This is a genomic window from Burkholderia sp. Ap-955, assembly GCF_011753045.1.
In the GTDB taxonomy this organism is placed as follows: Bacteria; Pseudomonadota; Gammaproteobacteria; order Burkholderiales; family Burkholderiaceae; genus Burkholderia; species Burkholderia lata_D.
The window spans coordinates 1-419 of sequence record NZ_VWWH01000236.1 but is presented as its reverse complement, the minus strand read 5'-3'; the positions used below and the strand labels follow the sequence as shown (position 1 = coordinate 419).

Annotated in this window: 1 rRNA gene; it reads left to right on the top strand. The window is 47.0% G+C overall.

From position 1 onward, the window contains the following. Nucleotides 1–112, top strand: a 16S ribosomal RNA gene (locus F3J15_RS37535); the annotation flags it as partial. Nucleotides 113–419 lie beyond the last annotated feature (307 nt).

Genomic DNA, 419 nt, shown 5'->3' with positions numbered 1-419 from the left:
AGAAGTGGCTAGTCTAACCGCAAGGAGGACGGTCACCACGGTAGGATTCATGACTGGGGTGAAGTCGTAACAAGGTAGCCGTATCGGAAGGTGCGGCTGGATCACCTCCTTTCCAGAGCTTCTCGCAAAGTTGAGCGCTCACGCTTATCGGCTGTTGATAAAGACAGAAAGACTGTCTGTTAGCGGTTTAATCGGTTATAATGCCGGCCGCTTTCGATAATCCTCAATGACAAACATTCGAATGAAGTTTGGTTCGAGTTTTTCTCATTGGCGATTGAGCCAGTCAGAGCGGTACGTAGTACGTATCGGCTGTCGTTCTTTAACAATCTGGAAGAAGTAAGTAATTTGGATAGCGGAAGCGTCTTGAGATGGACGTGAAAACTATCCGGGTTGTGATTGTATCGATGTATCTCAAGATG